This window comes from Brasilonema sennae CENA114 (assembly GCF_006968745.1).
In the GTDB taxonomy this organism is placed as follows: Bacteria; Cyanobacteriota; Cyanobacteriia; order Cyanobacteriales; family Nostocaceae; genus Brasilonema; species Brasilonema sennae.
Genome location: NZ_CP030118.1, coordinates 4,506,854 through 4,523,801, shown reverse-complemented (window position 1 = coordinate 4,523,801; position 16,948 = coordinate 4,506,854). Strand labels below are relative to the sequence as shown.

16 protein-coding genes are annotated in these 16,948 nt (G+C 42.8%); 4 read left to right on the top strand and 12 right to left on the bottom strand.

Annotated elements, in window-relative coordinates:
• Window positions 1–323 precede the first annotated feature (323 nt).
• The 12 genes from DP114_RS19010 to trxA all read right to left on the bottom strand — a co-directional run bounded on the left by DP114_RS19010 (window position 324) and on the right by trxA (window position 14,438).
• Complete coding sequence (locus DP114_RS19010; RefSeq protein ID WP_171976859.1) at window positions 324–1,358, bottom strand: carotenoid oxygenase family protein; 1,035 nt, start codon at window positions 1,356–1,358, stop codon at window positions 324–326.
• Between the two features lie 77 nt (window positions 1,359–1,435).
• Window positions 1,436–3,292 (bottom strand): alpha/beta hydrolase, encoded by a 1,857-nt coding sequence (locus DP114_RS19005; protein ID WP_171976858.1) that lies wholly within the window; start codon window positions 3,290–3,292, stop codon window positions 1,436–1,438.
• Window positions 3,293–3,825: 533 nt separating this feature from the next.
• A complete protein-coding gene (locus tag DP114_RS19000) occupies window positions 3,826–4,011 on the bottom strand; it encodes a lipocalin-like domain-containing protein (RefSeq protein ID WP_246162583.1) in 186 nt (61 codons plus the stop codon).
• Entirely contained in the window at window positions 4,001–4,882 is an 882-nt protein-coding gene (locus DP114_RS18995; RefSeq protein ID WP_171976857.1) for a dioxygenase family protein, read from the bottom strand. Before DP114_RS18995 ends, DP114_RS19000 begins: the two co-directional genes overlap by 11 nt.
• A gap of 228 nt (window positions 4,883–5,110) precedes the next feature.
• Window positions 5,111–7,696, bottom strand: coding sequence for an AAA-like domain-containing protein (locus DP114_RS18990; protein ID WP_171976856.1), 2,586 nt, complete (start codon window positions 7,694–7,696; stop codon window positions 5,111–5,113).
• 734 nt (window positions 7,697–8,430) lie between these two features.
• Window positions 8,431–9,135: an NAD(P)H-dependent oxidoreductase gene (locus DP114_RS18985; RefSeq protein WP_171976855.1), complete on the bottom strand. Its 705-nt coding sequence runs from the start codon at window positions 9,133–9,135 to the stop codon at window positions 8,431–8,433.
• Between the two features lie 117 nt (window positions 9,136–9,252).
• A complete protein-coding gene (locus DP114_RS18980) occupies window positions 9,253–9,960 on the bottom strand; it encodes a glutathione binding-like protein (protein WP_171976854.1) in 708 nt (235 codons plus the stop codon).
• Window positions 9,961–10,034: 74 nt separating this feature from the next.
• Window positions 10,035–10,784, bottom strand: coding sequence for an SDR family oxidoreductase (locus tag DP114_RS18975; RefSeq protein ID WP_169265310.1), 750 nt, complete (start codon window positions 10,782–10,784; stop codon window positions 10,035–10,037).
• A 373-nt stretch (window positions 10,785–11,157) separates the two neighbouring features.
• The gene (locus tag DP114_RS18970) at window positions 11,158–11,829 is read right to left on the bottom strand and encodes a nitroreductase family protein (protein WP_171976853.1); all 672 of its coding nucleotides are present in this window, start codon (window positions 11,827–11,829) and stop codon (window positions 11,158–11,160) included.
• Between the two features lie 82 nt (window positions 11,830–11,911).
• Complete coding sequence (locus tag DP114_RS18965; RefSeq protein WP_171976852.1) at window positions 11,912–13,027, bottom strand: alkene reductase; 1,116 nt, start codon at window positions 13,025–13,027, stop codon at window positions 11,912–11,914.
• A 160-nt stretch (window positions 13,028–13,187) separates the two neighbouring features.
• Entirely contained in the window at window positions 13,188–13,982 is a 795-nt protein-coding gene (locus DP114_RS18960; RefSeq protein WP_171976851.1) for an SDR family NAD(P)-dependent oxidoreductase, read from the bottom strand.
• A 132-nt stretch (window positions 13,983–14,114) separates the two neighbouring features.
• Complete coding sequence (gene trxA, locus DP114_RS18955; protein WP_169265314.1) at window positions 14,115–14,438, bottom strand: thioredoxin; 324 nt, start codon at window positions 14,436–14,438, stop codon at window positions 14,115–14,117.
• Window positions 14,439–14,516: 78 nt separating this feature from the next.
• Here trxA and DP114_RS18950 point away from each other — a divergent pair, with 78 nt between their 5' ends.
• The 4 genes from DP114_RS18950 to DP114_RS18935 all read left to right on the top strand — a co-directional run bounded on the left by DP114_RS18950 (window position 14,517) and on the right by DP114_RS18935 (window position 16,858).
• Window positions 14,517–14,876 carry an ArsR/SmtB family transcription factor gene (locus tag DP114_RS18950; RefSeq protein ID WP_171976850.1) on the top strand — a complete coding sequence of 120 codons (360 nt, stop codon included), beginning with the start codon at window positions 14,517–14,519 and terminating at the stop codon, window positions 14,874–14,876.
• 9 nt (window positions 14,877–14,885) lie between these two features.
• The gene (locus DP114_RS18945) at window positions 14,886–15,617 is read left to right on the top strand and encodes an AraC family transcriptional regulator (RefSeq protein ID WP_171976849.1); all 732 of its coding nucleotides are present in this window, start codon (window positions 14,886–14,888) and stop codon (window positions 15,615–15,617) included.
• Between the two features lie 81 nt (window positions 15,618–15,698).
• Window positions 15,699–16,469, top strand: a complete 771-nt coding sequence (locus tag DP114_RS34445; protein WP_216669921.1) for a class I SAM-dependent methyltransferase — start codon at window positions 15,699–15,701, stop codon at window positions 16,467–16,469.
• Entirely contained in the window at window positions 16,469–16,858 is a 390-nt protein-coding gene (locus tag DP114_RS18935; protein ID WP_171976848.1) for a VOC family protein, read from the top strand. The genes DP114_RS34445 and DP114_RS18935 overlap by 1 nt, the downstream gene beginning before the upstream one ends.
• The last annotated feature ends 90 nt before the right edge of the window (window positions 16,859–16,948 follow it).

The following is a 16,948-nucleotide window of genomic DNA, read 5'->3' as shown; positions in this document are numbered from 1 at the left end:
GTATTGTCAATAATAGACCTCTTGCAAAAATGAGATTTTACGACGTTCTGTTCCCTGTTAAGCGTTCCCTACTTCTGCAAAAAGTCTAATAACTATCCAACAATTTAAACAGTTCACTTAACTGATTTTCCCTCAAAATACGGATAAACTTCCGTCTCAAACAACTCTTAAATATCTGGAGAATTTTTCTTGACCTTTTTTGAATTCAAAATTCAAAATATGCCCAAAGGGCACGCCAAAGGCGAACAAAGTTCAATCCGGAAGAATTTTTTTGAATTAATTAATGAGGGTCAGAGCCCCCACCATAATCTTTGATTTTGTGGTCAACAATAGCGTAGAGAGTTCAAGCTCCTACTAATTGTCTTTAATTTTGAATTTTGAACTTTGAACTTTGAATTTGAGCCCGAAGGGCGAGTGACTTGCTCTTGATAATCTTCGCGCACGGGACAGTTATAAGTTGCTGTACGAGGTGCAATTTTTGGTAACCAAGTTGTATGTATTGTATAACTAAAATTTAGCTCGGGATGATCGAGTTTGCAAACAGATCCTTGAGCAAGATTCTTGGCATCAAAAATCCAGATTTCATCGCTGTTTTCTGAAGCAACGGTACAAACAATGTAACCATCTGTTGAACTTCCAGCACCATGAACGCGGGGTACAAATTGCGGAGATAAAATCATGTGATTGTTCGATTTACCATCTTCATAAGTAACAGGGAACTCATAGGCGTAAGCAATCTTCATGTCTATTGTATTTAGACGGAATAGACACGAAGGTTTGTTTTGTCGATTGTTTGCTTGAAGTAATTTCTTTGGTGACACTATCCGCTTTTCATTATCTTTGTACAAATCGAAGATAAATTTTGTGAATAGTTCTTGCCAAAAACCTGAAGACTGCCAGTAAATATTTTCTAGCTGTCCTGATGGTAGACCTGTTGATAAGCGATCGCAGTAAGTGTAAAGTCCTACACCCCAAGTATACCTCGAATGAGATAACACATTTGATTCAACAATCTCTCCGCTTTCACCATCTATAATATAGCGACTATTACGGCTAACATCTGTGACGCTAGTCAGCATACCTACTAGATTCGAGGGTACGGAAGTTTCAGGGTTAGAGGCGAAATTATCACTCTGACGCACCCACTCAGCGACATCTGCACTGTTATGGGTTACGTGAAGCGTAATTTTGTTGTCTGGATTCTCGTACTCTGATACATGGATTGTAGCCTCTGGAAGAACTATCTTCTGCGCGACAACTTTCACTTCCTGCTGACTCACTTGGGGGCGTTGTCCGTTTTTCAAGTCTGCATAGAATGAAGTATTAGATGATACTGGTTCATTTAGAACTTCTCTCACCAGATTTTCTAGCTTCTTATTCTTGATAATTGGTTTGGTAATCAGCTTGACTTTCGATCTCTAAGTATAGATGCTTATCAAGACTCATTGTTTTGTTGTGATAAGAATGCATCTCTAACTTCCTTGCGAGGTTCATTTAAAACATCGACATAGTAACGTTCTGAAGAAGCTGCAACTTGAATAGTTTTTTGCTCACATATCCAAGAAAAATATTCCAGAGCAATTTTATGTTTTTCCACTGTATTCAATTCTCCACTTATATTGAGCTTTTCCTGTAAATCAGGAGGTGCTATCAGATCAAATTCCTTGGGTTGTTCTAATATTAAAGAGTCTAGTAAACCCTCAAATCCCACAAAAGCCAGACGGTAAATTATCAATTTACTAAAATAACCATGAAAGTAACCGCCATGAACATCTATCCCTGTTGAACTGTTGTTAAAAGAGTCAAAAAAAGCCTTGAGAAGCCTTATGTACTGCCAAAGTTTCAACGGAGATTTTTGATTTGGACAAATGAGAACATTGATTGTTTTGCCATCACGACCTGGGTAGTCAGTTTTATCTTGATATTCTGTACAATCAAAATAGGTAAACAAATCAGCGATTGATTCTGGATCTTCACTTTTAGGAACTAAAGATTCCGGGTCTTTCTTATTCTGTAAAAGGTTTCGCTCTTCCTGCTTGTTTAAAACCTTAACCCCAAGATATTTAAGTAGATGGTCGAATTTTTTCTTAGAAACAAATAGCTGATTATTTGCTGACAATCTCTGCTTTATCTGCTCTAAATTCACAATTCCATAAACATTTTTGTCTGGTAAATTAACTGTCACATTACCAAGTCGATATCCTTGAGTACGAGTACTAGCTGGAAAAGAGAAATAACTAGCTGCTGTTGAAGCAAGGCGTAATGCTACATCTCCCTCGCTACTAAAGAGATAAGCTTCTTCAAAACGACGCAAAGAAGAGCGTAAAAAATTAGTCCGTCCTGAAAGAATAGTATTTACTGGAATGTCTGGAGAAACCAAAATCAACCGACCTAAACTGAAAACACGACCAATATTAGATGATGGTTGTTTGTTCAAATTCTTGACATTACCAATAGATTTTTGATCAAAGACGTCAGAGAGAACTCGCACGACTTCTGTTGTGATGAATCCACCCATACTATGACCAATAAATGTCAACTTAATTCTTTTTTGATCCCACTCCTCTTTTGCTTGTTTTTTTGCTTGTTTTTCATCATATAAAAAAGCTTGGCTGGAAAGAAAATGTTGGGTATAACGCTCTATTAAACCTTGATCTAATTGTCTAATAAATTCTATCAAATCTGGCACTGCATAATATCTTGCGCGATATTCATCTCGGAAATAAACAATAATTCTCAAAAAGAATAAACTTCCAACAAAAGAAGCTACACACAGACCTGCCAAAATCAAAATTCCAAACCAAGAATACGAGAATAAAAATAATAATAAAATACCAAGACCAGTAATTGCTAACCCACTATATAGTAAAAATTGTAGTAAACTCGGTAAAGAATTAAATGCATTCTTCAGGCTAGAAGGAACACTTTCCGATGACCATCGGTAACCTAAATAAACAAAGCTACTTTTTCTATCTTTCAGAGCATTGTCTTGTTGATTCAGATATTTGCAAACTTGTTCCCAATCTTCGCGTACATAGTCTTTCTGTCCATCCTTAACACCAGTATTATAACCATGAATTTGAATAACCAATCCTAACTCTTCTGTCTGCGATTGACTGTTTTGATAAAGATGGTCTATAACATCATCAATTGTCGGCAAAGTTTCATCCACTTTCAACTTATCATCTTCTATATTGATAGGTGCGGTGCTGCGGATAAAGTAACCGGGAATAGTTAGATTTTTGCCATCAATTTTCTGATTTTTTACAAGGTCATCTATCAAAAGATCCATATTTGCTACCTAATTTTGTGTTAAGGTTTAAAAATTTTGAGAGAAGTTGGAGCGGAGGTTTCCTCCGTAAGCGATAGCTCCTCGCGGAGCGAGGCTCCAATCTTCCGTGATTTTGAATTCTTGGTCGGGAGCGTGGGGTCTTGAATGCGTGAACTTTGTAAGCGCAAAGCGTGCCGTAGGCATACACGTAGTGTGTCCACAGGGCTTAGGGGCTGACGGTCTTCTCCACAGGAAAGCTTTCTGCGCTTGCCGTGAGCAGAAAATTAAGCGTATCTGGACTCTTGAAAGTTTGGTATCTCACATTTTGCACCAAGAAAAATTTATTGTATTAGATCACTAAGTATTAAACCAAAAATCCTTTATGAGCGCGAGAAAAGCCAAGAAAAATTATCTAGCTTACCCTTGCATCTTTATTAGCTTATACGGTTTTCTATGGATAGATACAAGATATGATGTATGCTTGTGACAATTGACAAGCGATGGCACGGAGGGCGGGCACTGCGTCCCATCGCTTTATATACGAGTCGATATCATCATAGCTCCACACGTTCCCACACCAGTTCAAAAACCTTCAGGACTCCATCAGTTTCGGTCGGTGGCGTTTTTAGTGTGACTCGATTCCCATTCAATGTGAACGTTCGCACTAAATCTTTGCCAACCCGATTGGGAATCGATGCTATCTCGACGTGATGAGTAACCGTCCAAGCTCTAAGCCGCATCTGTCTGTTCGTCGCTCGGTTGTAGCACAAAGTCAAACTCGGCTGTATAGAAAGGTTTGCTTTGGTTGTATGCGTTGAGTTTGTCGGGTGCTTCATGTTTTTGCAGCTTGAGGATGGCAGATCTGACCGCGAACGTTGTATCTGAATCGAGGTGCGGATCTCCATCAATATGAATTTGTGTAGTCAGGGGTATATAGCCTGCAGCACTCAACTTAAAATGGATATGGCCTGCTCGCAGGGTATGTCGTCCCAAAAGCCGCAGCAGGTCACCGCACGGTCCGCTTGATGGAATAGTGTACCCTATTGGCACAACCGTTTCAAATGCGTAGGAGCCGTCGGAATTGGTTCTGAAACGACCTCGGAAGTTACCCTTTGGCTGGGATGCTTCTTGAAGGTCATAGAGTCCCTTTGAATTTGACTGCCAGACATCAACAAGCGCATTGGCAATTGGTTTGTTGTTCCGGTCTAAGACGCGTCCTGATAGGAAGAGGGTATTGCCGTCGGGATCGATTCCGAGGCGATCGCCCATGTTGCGCTCTGGTGCATCCGCTACATAGACAGGACCTTCCACATTACTTTCGGTAGCTGTGCTGCTGTTGTTATGCAACAGAACCACTAGCTCTGAGATTCCCAGCACGTCGAGCAACATATGAATTTCCCCATTCGGTATCTCTTTTGTGTAGCGATCTGCCCGAATGATAAAATCGCGCAAGAGCGATAACTCTTGTTCCGTCAGATTCACCTCCTGCACGAAGGCGTGCAGATGTCGAATCAGGCTGGCATAAATCTCATAAAGGCGTGGATGAGTCTTGCCTTGATCACCGTGCTCAATCACGGCTTGAGTGATATTTTCGAGAGTAATGTTTCTCATCTTTATCTGCTCCGTGAAACTTATCCATAGTTGACTACTTTAGTTAGAGTCTTGTTTTACAACTACTTTTAGCATTGGTCAACTCATTTTACAGACTAGTTTGGTGTTCACTTCCTACTGCTGTATTTTAATGATAAGTCTTTAACCAGACACGATATCAGGCATTGCTGGATACCAGTTCCCTACCTTCGGTGCAGCACAACCTCACCACGCGGCTGACTTGGGTTTTTAGCTTGGATTTATATCACACTTCAATTGAAAATACTCTTGATACAACCGACAACTAGGTGTAGCTAGATTGTCATCCAACTTAATCAACCCCATACTTTTTAACTTATGAGCAAGAACAGGTTCTAACTTTACAGGTTTACTAGCACTCATCACTGTAGAAACAGCAAATGCTAATTCTGGTTGCACCTTCAAAGTTGCCCAATAAGGCTGGATATGACGGTAATAAATGCTTGTGGGTGTGGCAGCAGTTTGCAGCAGTTGCCCTAAAGCAACCTCTCCACGACTAAGGTGATAAAGTGTCAGGTGTACTAATGAAGGATGTCCGCCAACGATGTCCGTTACTAACCTTGCTTCATCATCTGTCCAATTGAGTCCAAAGCGCTGGGCTAACTCTTGCACCTGCTCTAAACTAAAATAGTTTAACTCAATCGGTAGTCCGACATTAAATGGAGACTGATTCAGCTGGAGGGGAACATAAACTTCAGTTGAGTGAGCCACAATCAAGCGCAGCTTTTGCCAAATAGGTTGCCTTTTGGCGTCTTCGTACCAGGAACGCAACAAGGGTAAAAATTCTTGTGCCACTTGTGGATGCTCAAAAATCTGATTCACTTCGTCCAACGCCAAAACCAGAGGAGAATCAATCTGCTCTAAGACATAATTTCGTAAATAAAGCGAGCAGCTGACTTTGCTGCCAATATCTTCATCCCAAAACTCGTCTAATCTTGGTTCAAGCTCAAGCTGACAAGAGATGTTGGCACATAACCAACGCAAAAAGCGGTTCAAATCGCTCAAGATAGTTTGATCAACTTGCTCCTGCAAATTCAGGCTCACTGTATGGTAGCCGATCTGCTTGGCATACTCAACAATCCTGATCAGCAGCGAGGTTTTACCCATTTCTTGAGGAGCTTTCATGCGAATTAAGGCTCCTGGGTTGATAATTTCTTTATAAACCTGTGTGGTAATCTCTGGTTGTTCAATGTAATAGGGAGAACCAAGCGGGACTAAACCACTAGGAAAACGAGGTGACATTTCCTGCTGGAAATTGGGAGAATTTCTTACAGAGGGACGTTGTTCCAAGGTTGTTTTTGGAGAAGCTTGTGTAGTCACATACGACTCTAGTAGCGTCCGACAGTTTTTTTTAGTCACACGGTTGCCGATCAGTTCAGACAATTTTTGACATAATTTTCGAGCGACATTCTTAGTAAAGTAATTAGGACTATAGCCTCCCTGTTGAGCAATTTGGTTGTAAGTTTGACTTTGCCAAATACCTCGTAAAACAAAAATTTCTGTATGATTAAGGGGGCGATTTTGATATTCCAGGAACTTGCCATTGAGCATCTCAATGAGTGAATCGAGAGCCGTTGTTTTGGAAAAAACTGAGGTGACTACTGGCAATCGGATGTTTGTTTGCACACCTCTAGCATTTGGGGTGGAAGCCAGCATTGAGAAATCTGTCTTCTGTTTGCGTTTAGTCCATACATTTTGCTGTGACAAAATCATAGATGGTTCAGCAGGATTCTGGAAAATCATTGGTAGCCAAGTGGCACAGGGATATTCCACCTCTAATCCTTGCAGTCTTTCGCGTGCAGAACGCACTGCATTGTATAAAGACTTTCCAGTTGAAAATTCTGCCAGAAAATACTTTAAAAATTCTTGAGCGACGACATCCGGTACAGGCTCACGCATGACAATCACTTGTGGAATTTGCAAATCTTGGAGTTCCTGCGCCAACCCTAAACCATCACAAGAGTTGAAAATCGCTAGCTTCAACCCACGACTAATAGCTTGTCTTAGACCATATCTTAACTGCTCAAGGGTAATTGTATCTGTTTTATTTATTTGCAAAAATCCTTTTTCTTGACTAAAACTATGACCCGCAAAAAAGAGAATATCCCAATTTTGTTGCCATAGCTGATCGTTTAAATGACCGAGATTTGGCTCTATTAAAAATCTAACTTCTGCTTGAGTTGATAGTTTATCTAAAAGAGTTTTATCCTGACTAATATCAATTCCCTGACTATTCCCAAAAATTGCCAAAATTCTCACTTTACCTGTGCGATTATTTACCAGCAATTTATTAGTGTTTTGATACTCTGGCGCACTCAACGCCACTTCTGCATATGGGTAATCGTCAAAAAATTTCCACAGATGCCAAGGAAGTCGTCGCAGTAAATGGTCGTTGGTTTCAATAATGAAGCGAATTTCTTCAGAGGGTTTTAATTGTGTACGTAACTGCTGGTCTATTTTGCGAAACTTTGTTGAGTTAAGCCATGTATTGATTTTTTTTGACAACAGCTTACACAAGCCATGAATATCAGCTTCAGAAATATTAGTGATACAATCTTCTGCAATTTCAAAATTATCATCTACTTCGTTATCCAGACGCCAACTCAAGCGTTGATAAAAAGCATAATAAACTGACTGCCAAGTTTGGTATAGTTCATAAATTTTTGGTGCGGCTGGTAAGCTGGCAGTGAATTTCATCTGGTAGGGGTTGTCTGCTTCTCCAAGCTGAGCCGTCACCGTAGCACAGCCTTCGTGTAGGTTCCCTTGACCTAGGCTTAAAACAACTAACCTACTCATAGGAGTTTGATCAAATAAAGGTCAACTGTAGACGTGACGAATCATTGGCAAGGATGGAGATAATCCGGCGTACAAGTATCTTAACTTTTAGGACGGTTTCCTTTAGCATAGAACAAAAATCTGTATAATGAAGTAAACATTTTTACATTTTTTGTACTTTACTTTTTATCCTTTTTTGCTCACAATAACAAATCTAATCGATTTTTACTAATCAGTTACGCACCTTGGTTATTTTAATAAAATTTTGATAGAAATGTAACATTGTTTTGAAAGCTTATTATAACAATTCATAATTTCTTATTATTGTAGAAAATAGAAACGTTAAGTCTATTGAAAATATTCTTTTGTAGTATACTGAATTTCGACAAGATCGATCAAGATTTTCAGGCGAAACCCCCGCAATTCATAGCTGGAGAATGACTAAATACCCCCCATGAGCATTTGCACACCAGCAAGAATGAAAATGTTTCTCTTTAATCTGTCTTATTTTTCTCTTATTGGTAAAACAAAATCAAATGGTCTAGCTGTTGTTTCGCTTCCAGAGTGATTAGGCATAAGCTCTTACCCACTGCACTCTTTTGTATCAAGTATTACCCAAAAACACGGCTGCTCCCAGAGGGAGCATCGCAACCAGAGGCACGCGCTTGCACATGGACAATCGTCCTTGATAATTTACCAGAAATTTAACGGCTCTCTTCTAGGGCAAAATATGCAAGTTATCGCGCAACAGCTTATCATGACTGCTTCAGTTGGAAATTTTCATCAAAATCTTTCAGTGAGGGATACACAATAGGAGGCGTTGCATTAATCGTTAACAACCGCTGCTTATACTCTTCCAAATAAGCTTGGCGACGCTCATCCCCGATGCGACTTGCGCCCCAAACAATGAAAGGTGGCAAAACATCGAAACCTACAAAGCGAAAAATTCCGTGATTAATTGGATAGAGGATCGTACGAATCTCACCATTGATCCCTATTTCGGTGTACATGGTTAATCCACCACCTGTGGTGAGAGACAGCATGGCTTTTTTTCCTTGAAAAACTCCATTGTCATAAAACCTCCCGCCACCATAAATTTTTCCCATTGCAAAAACTCTATCAACCCAACCCTTGAGGATCGCAGGAAGTCCAAACCACCAAAGTGGAAACTGAAAAATCAGCACATCGCACCACTCCAGTTTCTCCATCTCCGCTTTGATATCTGGGGCAAAGCCATCAATTTGAGTGGCATACATTTCTTCACTTTGCTGATTATAGTACTTTTGTTCTTTATGAGAAGTGAAGTTGCGGCGGTCAGAAACTGGGTTAAACTGCATGGCATAAAGGTCAGAAATAATCACCTCATGTCCAATGGTATGCAGTACTTCCTTAGCATAGCGAGTCAGTGCACTATTGAAACTGTTGGGTTCTGGGTGAGCGTGAACAATAAAGAATTTCATCTTGACATCCCTCAACACTTATCCGAGTCTAATATGCTGCTTATAATACAGATACTAAACATGGATAAACGGATAAGGGGAGTCAGTGCTGTGCGTCCTGATACTCCCCTAAAATTTTTAAGTTGTGGGCTTCTGAATTGTTTTTGCCGACTGGCTAAATAACAAATCTCTTGACTTTTCTACATCGAGCGCCTGATTTTTGAAGGCTTCTGCCTTTTCGTAAGCACGAATTGTTGCTGGACGCGCTTGAATTGTTTCAAACCAGCGCTTTAGGTGAGGAAAGTTCTCCAAGTTTTGAGCTTGGCGCTCATATGGCACAATCCACGGATAGGTAGCAATATCAGCGATTGAGTAATCGCCAGCAATAAACTCTCTATCAGACAGCCGCTTATCTAGGACAGCATACAAGCGTCCTGTCTCATTCACATAGCGGTTGATAGCATATTCAATTTTTTCGGGTGCGTATTGGCTGAAGTGGTGATTCTGTCCCGCCATCGGTCCCAAACCGCCCATTTGCCAAAAAAGCCATTGCAGGACTTCAACGCGTTCGCGCAAATCTCCTGGAATCAACTTCCCTGTTTTTTCTGCCAAATACAGCAAGATAGCACCAGACTCAAAAACTGAAATCGGTTCACCACCTCCTGCTGGTTCATGATCCACAATTGCGGGGATACGATTGTTAGGAGAAATTTTGAGAAACTCAGGCTTAAATTGATCCCCCGCGCCAATGTTGACAGGAACAATTGTGTAAGGTATTCCCACTTCTTCAAGGAAGATTGTGATTTTATGTCCGTTTGGTGTTGTCCAGTAATAAAGCGAAATCATTAGTTATATTTCCTGATGTTTAAATGAACTGTTTGTCACGAGTAGCTTATCTGATATATCGCTTTTAAGGCGCTTCAAATCTGTGCCATACCGCCATCGACAAACAACTCGATGCCGTTCACAAAGCTGCTGTCGTCTGAAGCTAGAAAGACAACGGCTTTGGCAATCTCATCAGGCGTGCCTACTCTTCCCAACGGGATGGCGCTGGCTTGACTGTCCACGAATTCTTGCAACTGCTGGTCATTCAGTCCCAAATGATCGTAAGCAGGAGTCGGAACCACACCAGGGCTAATGGCATTCACTCGGATCTTGCGTTCTCTGAGGTCGAGTATCCAATTCCGAGCAAATGATCTCACGGCGGCTTTGGTGGCGCTGTAAACACTGAAAGCTGGCGTACCTTTTATAGAAGTCTGAGAAGCATTCAGGATAATAGAAGCGCCCTCTGGCAACAGTGGCAGTGCCTTCTGCACAGTGAACAGCAGACCTTTGACGTTAGTGTTGAACGTTTTGTCAAAGTGTTCTTCGGTGATTTCGCCGAGTGGGACGAGTTCTCCACCGCCAGCATTGGCGAAGATCACATCAAGGTGTCCTTGCTCTTGCTTGATCGTGGCGAACAGGCGATCGAGGTCTGCAAGATTCGAGGCATCACTCTGAATACCCGTGACGTTTTTACCGATCACTTTCACGGCAGCATCAAGTTCAGTTTGGCGACGACCCGTGATGAAGACATAGGCACCTTCGGCGACAAAGCGCTTGGCAGTGGCAAGACCGATGCCACTGGTACCGCCGGTGACAAGAGCGACTTTTCCTTCTAGTTTTTTCATGATGATGAGTCCTGTGATTGCTGATTGGGGTTAGCTTATATCTTGCACCTAACCGTATAAGCCTGGGCTGAGTCAAAAGCAGCGCAAGAAAGTTACATAACTTTTATTGGCTTTTACCGGTAAAATATGGGCTTCAGGTTTAGTATTGAGTGTTAAAATACACTAGTTTTTCTAAGTGCAAAATGTGAGTTAGCAGTTAAAGGACATGGTTGAAATTGTTTGACTTGGTAGATGATTTTGGTGCGATTGACTTTGCTGCAAAGTCAATCGCTCATGAGTCAATCAAATAGTAGTACTCTGGTGACTTGCTGTCTACCCATTGTTTGCTCGTGATGTCTTTTACTTTGGCGAGAATACGTGGACAGTTCTCATCTCAACTCTCATAAGGGTTTCCCAGTCTATCCACAAAAACGTTATGGGCAAATGGCAGACGTCCGGGATCCCGACGTGGTTCTGCTGCATATCCAACTGGTACAAGAACTGCGATCGCAATATCTGGATTATCCGCAGCACCAATCACTTCCTTGACTTTCTCTTCAATCCAACCATTCATAAAGCAGGTGGACAAGCCCAGACTTTCTGCTGCTAGCACCAAATGAGTTGCAGCGATTATGGCATCTTTGATGGCATACTCCCGACGCTTGTCTCCAAGTCCTGCTTGATACTGCGGGATATTGGTTTTAAAGTAGTTTACCGTCTTCTCATTCCATGCACCCGTTTCGAGTCCCTGATTCAAAATCGGTGTTAAGTCTTGTTCTCCAGCAGTCGCATCAGCAGCAAAGACAAATGTCACAGGCGCTTCAACGACTTGTTTTTGATTCCAAGATGCTGCAGAAAGAGCCGCTTTTTGTGCCTCATCTTGCACAAGAACTATCCGCCAATCTTGAATGTTATAGCTACTGGGCGCTGCTACGGTGAGTTCAACGAGTTGCCTAAGTAGTTCCGGGGATATGGGATCTGATTTGAAAGTCTTGATAGAACGACGCTGAATAATGGCGCTGGGTACATCTAGAGGTTTAGTTTGAAGGTTGAGTTCTTGAACCATGAGATTTATCCGTCAATTTTCACAAAGATTATAAGCTTGGATCACAGCTGTTCATCATTCGTACATCTATAAGAACAACGAATTATTTGGCTCCTACTAAAGAGGGATATTGCTCTTCTACTGTCGGATAATCGGTGTAACCCTTTTCTCCACCACCATAAAAAGTCGTCGAATCTCCCTCAGTCAGCGGTGCATTGAGAGCAAAACGCCGGGGTAAATCGGGGTTTGATATATATAGTGTGCCAAAAGCAACGAGCTCTGCTTCTTCTTTGGCTAGGACTGCATCGCCTTTTTCGCGAGTGTATGCCCCATTAACGATAAGTGTACCGTGATAGCGATCGCGTATATGACTGGTTGGCACCACTATTGCTCCATGTTGGATATCGCGATCTATCGCCTCAAAAATATGCAGATATGCTAAATCAAACTGGTTCAAGGCTTGGGCAGCATAACCAAATGTTTCCAGTGGATTGGAGTCTTGCATATCGTTAAACGTCCCACTGGGAGAAAGGCGTACCCCAACCCGTTTTGCACCCCACACTCCAACAACTGCTTCGGTTACCTCCAACAGCAGTCGGGCACGATTTTCTACAGAACCGCCATATTTATCTGTACGTATATTCGTACCATCCCGGAGGAATTGGTCAAGTAAATAACCATTAGCACTGTGAACTTCTACACCATCAAAACCAGCTGCCAGAGCATTTTCTGCCCCTTTACGATATTGTTCGACAATTTCAGGAATCTCCGACGTTTCCAAAGCACGAGGAGTTACATATGGTTTCATACCTTCAAAAGTCAGTACCTCACCTTTAGGTGCGATCGCAGAAGGTGCTAACGGTAACTCACCATTCGGTTGAAAATCAGGATGTGAAATGCGTCCTACATGCCATAGTTGCAAGTAAATTCTTCCTCCGTGCTGATGCACTGCATCCGTGACTAACTTCCAACCCTCTACTTGTTCTTGCGAGTGAATTCCTGGTGTATAAGGATACCCTTGCCCTTGTGGAGAAACCTGAGTGGCTTCAGCGATAATCAGCCCTGCAGAAGCGCGTTGAGTATAGTAGGTGGCGTTGAGTTGGTGCGGTACATTACCCTCTCCTGCACGATTACGAGTTAAGGGAGCCATCACTATGCGGTTGGGCAGTTCTAGATCACCTAGTTTGTATGGCGAGAGTAAGTTTATGTTAGCGTTCATAAATTGAATCTCCAAATTTTGTGCTTAGCCAAAAATCAAAACTCCTAGTTAATTCAGTCATCACTCAGACGGATGAAATTGATAACAGGTAACTGATAACAGTCAACAGTGAACAGTAAACAGTGAACTGTGATAACTGGTAACTGATAACTGATAACTGTTAAACAACTGACTGCACAACCCCGCCATCCACCCGCACAGCTGCACCGTTAGTGGCTGAGGCTATTGGACTGGATAGATAAACAACCATTGCTGCAACCTCATCAATTGTTGCAAAGCGTTTGATCAGCGAAGTTGGGCGAACATTTTTGAAAAAGTCAGCTTCGACTTCCTCAGAACTAATACCACGGTCTTTTGCCATTTTTGCGACAAAATCCTCAACGCCTTCTGAGCGAGTTGGTCCTGCTAGAACAGAGTTGACTGTGACTTTAGTCCCAATTGTCGATTGTGCTAAACCTCTTGCAATGGCAAGTTGAGCCGTTTTTGTCATACCATAGTGAATCATCTCAACAGGAATTTGTATCGCAGATTCACTGGATATAAAAATAATACGTCCCCAGTCTTGTTCCAACATCTTTGGTAGGTAGTGGCGACTCAAACGGACTCCACTAAGAACGTTAGCTTCAAAGATGTTGAACCAGTCTTCATCGGTGATATCTGAAAATGGCTTTGGCTCGTAAACACCAAGATTGTTGATTAGGATATCAATGTGAGGAACTTGTTGAAAGACTTCCGAGGCTCCTTCTTTTTTTGCAAGATCACCAACCACACCGGAAACTTTTGCTTGTGGGTTGCTGTGTTGAATTTTGGCGATTGCCTCCTCAACTCGTCCAGAAGATCGTCCAGTAATAATAACTGATGCCCCTTCTTGTGCAAGTCCTTGCGCAATTGCAAAACCAATACCTGCAGTTGAACCACTTACCAGCGCGGATTTACCATGCAACTTCAAGTCCATTGCTTGAACTCCAACAAATGATCGGATTTACGCATTATGCAAGTCTTGTTAAAACTGATTATCAAAGAGCCAAGACTGACTGTCCTACACCAGTTCAAATCGTCATTCGTGAGTTATTGATGACGAATTGAACTACAGATACTGTGCTAAAGTCTTACTCAACGTTGTCTTTGGCACTGCACCAACTACAGTATCGACTTGCCGTCCACCTTTGAACACTATGAGCGTAGGAATGCTGCGAATTCCGTAATTGCTGGCAATAGTAGGATTTTCATCTGTATTCAGCTTCACTACTTTTACCTGTCCTGTATATTCAGCAGCAATGTCATCTACCACCGGACCAACCATACGACAAGGTCCACACCACGGTGCCCAAAAGTCCACTAACACTGGAACTTCACTGTCAAGAACTTCTTGCTTGAACGTGGCATCTGTCACATTTGCAATGGATGACATAATTTTTTCTCCATTAATTCGTTAATTCGATAATATCGAATAATTAAAATATAGTCAACTTGATGAGATAATACAAGTATGAGATTCTTGTATCACCCAGACCGAAAACATATTTCCTTACCAGCAGTGCTTTACGCTTTGGGCGATCCGGTGCGGCTGGAGATTGTGCGGCGGCTGGCAGTTAAGGAGGAGCAATGCTGTGCTGACTTTGATTTTGCCATTGCCAAATCCACCATGTCCAATCACTTCAAGATTTTGCGAGAGTCAGGCGTCGTTTTGACTCGCAAAGAAGGAACACAGCACATTAATATGTTGCGCAAAGAGGATTTGGAAGGACTTTTTCCAGGGTTGCTGGACGCTGTGTTGCGCTCAGCTAAGCCTTTGTCTGCTAATATTCGCCAAGAAAACGTAATTGGAAGTAGCACAGAACTAATCTAAAATTCTGCTATGTCTTCAAATTATCGAGAATTTCAACCTTCAGCGCGTCTGGCTTCAATGATCGAATGCTTTTGGATGCTCGAAGCTGCGGAAGATAACTATCAGTCGGTATTGCCGGATGGATGTACAGACCTATTGTTACGATTTACACAGCAAGAACAGCATTTTGATATCGTCGGGGCGATGACACAGCCGCAGCGTGTCGAAGTGCTTGCAGGCGCTGCTTTTGTCGGCATACGCTTCAAGCCCGGTATGGCGTATTCGATATTGCCTGTGCACGGTGCGACGCTCACCGATAAAACTGTACCATTGCGATCGCTTTGGCAAGGTGACGCCAACAGCCTTACAAAACAATTAATCCATGCGGAGAACGGCGAAGAACAGGTACATGCATTGGAAAAAGCTTTAGAAATGATTCATCCACCATCGGCAGCACAAAGGGCGATTGATACGCTTGTAGAGCACGATGGCCAGATGTCCCTGGATGAGCTATGCGATATTGCTGAAATGGGCGAGCGTCAGTTTCGCCGTCTTTGCCTTGAGCGCACGGGGCTTGCGCCGAAACTGCTCGCCCGTATCCTTCGCTTTCGCCGCGTCACACGCTTGCTCGACGATAACAATGCGATCAGCATGGCAGTTTTGGCTGCCGAATGCGGTTACTTTGATCAAGCGCATATGATTCATGATTTTCAAGTGTTTGCAGCAACCAGCCCGACACGTTATCTTGCGCGATCCTCCTAAGTCCGTTTTTTACAATACGTTCAAATATCACTCGTTTAATGTAATTAAACGATAGACGCAATCAATTCAAAATAATTGACAATGAACGATAGTTGTAACCCAACATCACAAAATCATGTTTCTGCCCAGCCGCGTTATGGCATCGATGCGCCTGGGTTCATCCAAGGCTTTTTTCTAGTTGGTATATCAGCGTTTCTCGCCGGATTTTTTATCCCCAGTTTTAATCTCTTTGGCATCCATGTCGCTTTTCTTGGTTCATTGCTTTGCTTTACCGCGCTAATACCGCTTGCCCTAGGTACCTCAATGGCTATCTATGGTCTGCGCGGAAAGTTTAATATCCGTGACCTGATGCTCAACATGATCGCCTGGCGTGGCGATGAGCAGGTGCTCGATGTCGGTACCGGACGCGGTCTGCTCGCCATCGGTGCGGCGAAGTGCTTGAGCAGCGGAAAAGCGATCGGCATCGATATTTGGAGAGCGCAGGATTTATCTGGCAACACGATGGAAAATACGCTGCGTAATGTCGCGCTGGAGGGTATGCAGGGTAAGGTAGAACTCAAGAAAGAGGACATTCGCTCTACCAGCTTTGCTGATCAATCGTTTGATGTGATTCTGTCGCTGCTTTGCTTGCATAATATCGAAGATGAGAAGGAACGTGATGTTGCTTGCCATGAAATCGCGCGCATCCTGAAACCGGGCGGTACAGTATTAATCGCCGATTACATTCCAACCGGCGGCTATGCTAAAGCCCTTGCTGCCGCAGGGCTTGCCGTGAAAAGCTCCAAATCCCATTTGCGTGCAGCGTATGCGCTCATGTGGATTGTCACCGCAACTAAAGAAGGAAATCTATAATGAAGCTCGGCTATATTATTTTATACGTAGAAAACGTGTTGCAAACTGTGGAATTTTACGAGCACGCCTTCGGCTTGCAGCGCCGCATGGTGACGGAAGAGAATCAATACGCTGAACTAGAAACCGGCGCGACGAGACTCACGTTTGCCGCCAATGACTTTGTGAAAAACCTGACCACAGTTCCAATTGACGCCACAGCACCACACAAACCCGCGCCGCCTATCGAAATCGTGCTGGTGACAGAAGACGTCGAGCCTGCGTTTCAAAAAGCTATTAGCGCCGGTGCGGTGGAAGTCAAAAAGCCGGAACGCAAGCCTTGGGGACAGCTTGTCGGGTATCTACGCGACAATAACGGCTTTCTGGTCGAAATTTGCTCGCCCCTCCCATGAGGAGCCGGAAAATTTAAACCAGGATTATCTGCATCCATTTGTTCCGCAGTTGCTACAACCGAGGAGACTTGCCCAGGACTTACGCAACTG